This is a genomic window from Bacteroidota bacterium (genome assembly GCA_030706565.1).
GTDB lineage: Bacteria > Bacteroidota > Bacteroidia > Bacteroidales > JAUZOH01 > JAUZOH01.
In genome coordinates this window covers 1-2,477 of the sequence record JAUZOH010000515.1, presented here as the reverse complement: position 1 = coordinate 2,477, position 2,477 = coordinate 1, and the positions used below count along the sequence as shown (strand labels likewise).

The following is a 2,477-nucleotide window of genomic DNA, read 5'->3' as shown; positions in this document are numbered from 1 at the left end:
TTTTGAAGGCAGGCTGATTAACCGTTCTTTGAAGTTTTGTAAATTTTGCAGGGCTTGGAACTATCTGCAAAGATAAAATCCTAAAAAACAAGCAGTTCCACATTCTCCATGATCAAGCCATCTGACTATCTTTTCAAGATCAGACATTTATTATTAGCTCAATGTAAACAACATTCCGCTTTGGTTGGGTGTTGTCTGAGCGAAACCGACCATAAAAGATTAACGGTATTTATTCGCGAAGCGTCAAAAACAATTCCATATTGACGAAAAACTGTCTGAGCGCATTCGCCTATTGGCGAATGAGCGAGTCTTTTTCGTCAAGTCTTTTTGGGCACTTTTTTTGACGACAACTAATCGAAGCGGCCTAATCCGCTATTTCGTGGGGAATGAAAAGTAAAAACATTACGGGTAAAATTGCTGTTAATTTTTAACCTGCGTTCAACCGGAATAATTGTCCGGCTTCTTCCGGATTAAGTGTCCGTTTTGAACTGGATTTTGTACTTATAAAAGTGCGGGGTGTCTTGATAATGAGGTACGTCAAAATCGACAACTAACCATAGTGCTGGAGTTATGTGCATTTAAAAAAACTTGTTTTGTACGATAGGTTGCCGTACATTTGTAAAAAATAATATTATGGAAGCGCCTTTAAAAAATAAAGATGAGCGAATTGAGATAAGAATATCTACTTATGATAAACGGATTTTCCGGAAAGCTCAAAAATTAAGTGGGGATAAATCTTTTAGCAGTTTTATTATTCGGATTGTTAAAGAACAGTCCGAAGAAATAATTACCAAAAAGGACAGAATTATTGCAAGTGAAAGAGATAGGAAGAAATTTTTTGATGCTGTATTTGGGAGTAGTAAACCTAATCAAAATTTAGTTGAAGCTGCTGAAAAGTATAAATTGCAAACGACATTCAAGTGAGAATTCAACTTTTAGAAAAGACTCATCATAGAAAAAAATTCACCTGTGAAGAAGATTCATTAACAGAATATATTAGAAAACAGGTTAGTCAAGATATTCGCAAACGACTTGCGACTTGTTTTGTTGCAATCGATGATGAACAAAATGTTGTTGGTTATTATACTTTAACAAGTGAAAGTCTTGGTCGAGAATTAATACCTGAAAAATATTTAAAACAAGTACCAAAAAACTATAATGCTCCGGTTATTTTATTAGGTCGATTAGCAAGGGACATTACGACAAAGGGAACAGGACTTGGAGAACATCTTCTTCTTGATGCACTATTTAGAAGTTACAATTTGTCGAATGAGAGTATTGGAGCAATGGCTGTAGTTGTAGATCCTATCAACGAAAAGGCAGTTGAATTTTACAAAAAGTATGGATTTGAACAATTACCAGATAGTGAAAAGATGTTTCTCCCGATGAAAGTTATTGCACAACTGATATAGAAAACGACCCATAATCGGAGAGGAAAATTTTTTCTCGGGTTTGATTTGTGCAATGAACACCACTTCAAAGAAACGGATAATTGCCAAAATAAGGAAGCTTAGGGTTTTTCTAATAAAATGCATAAATTTGTATAACAAGAATCGTGTGATGGGAGACTATCAAGCACGGTTCTGATGAGCGGCTTAAAGTGAAACTCCCTTTGCCTACTCGATTACTCAACGTTGTGTGCAACATAAAACACACTCTATCAACAATTGTCGTACATTAGTGAAGATCATCAAGGATAGTAAGAAAAAGCCTGTGAATAAGTAATATGTTATAAGTCCACTTAATATCAAAAATATGAAAAGACTTACATTTATAGTATTGATCTTATCAATTACAATTAACATTTTCGGACAGAAAGATAAGCCTGCAAAGGAAACGGATATATTATTGCCTCCCATAGGTATAGCCTGGGGATTCCTGTATGGTTACCCTCCTGAGCCTCCGGTAACATTTATACCTTCCTTAAATGAATTGGGGGTACACAGTACAAAGGTCTATTTAATTTGGCATCAGATTGAACCAGAAAAAGGTAAATATAACTGGGAAACTGTTGATTTTTTACTGAACCAAATTAAACCGGAAGATCAGGTACTTGTATCTATCTTTTCTTCTTCTACCTGGGCTACAAAAACAACTACAGCCATGTTGCCTTCGTCGCCAGCAAAATCGGCGGACGATTATTATAATTTTATTTACCGTCTGGTTAAGCATTGCAAAGGAAAGATAAAATATTGGCAAAATGACTGCGAACCAAATAACCCTGTTTATTGGTCGGGTAGTGTTGATGAATTTATTAGTGAACTCAGGGTATTTCATAAAGCAGTCAAAGATGCTGATAAGGGTGCAAAGGTAGTACTGGGTGGCTACGACGGTCTGTTCAATCCTCCAGGAGATTTTCAATATCCTGGTCAGGAAAAAAGCCTTGAGTTCTTCCAGAAAACTATTTCGGAAGCTTCTGATTGTTTCGATATTTTTGATATTAGATTGTATGCTGATCCATATACCATTCCATATCG

The 2,477-nt window shown here is 35.7% G+C and carries 3 protein-coding genes; all 3 read left to right on the top strand.

Annotated elements, in window-relative coordinates; translation table 11 throughout:
• Window positions 1–633: 633 nt before the first annotated feature.
• Window positions 634–924: a DUF1778 domain-containing protein gene (locus tag Q8907_16255; protein MDP4275821.1), complete on the top strand. Its 291-nt coding sequence runs from the start codon at window positions 634–636 to the stop codon at window positions 922–924.
• Entirely contained in the window at window positions 921–1,412 is a 492-nt protein-coding gene (locus Q8907_16250) for a GNAT family N-acetyltransferase (protein ID MDP4275820.1), read from the top strand. Before Q8907_16255 ends, Q8907_16250 begins: the two co-directional genes overlap by 4 nt.
• 343 nt (window positions 1,413–1,755) lie before the next feature.
• The coding region (locus tag Q8907_16245) for a hypothetical protein (protein MDP4275819.1) at window positions 1,756–2,477 on the top strand (722 nt) is incomplete at its 3' end.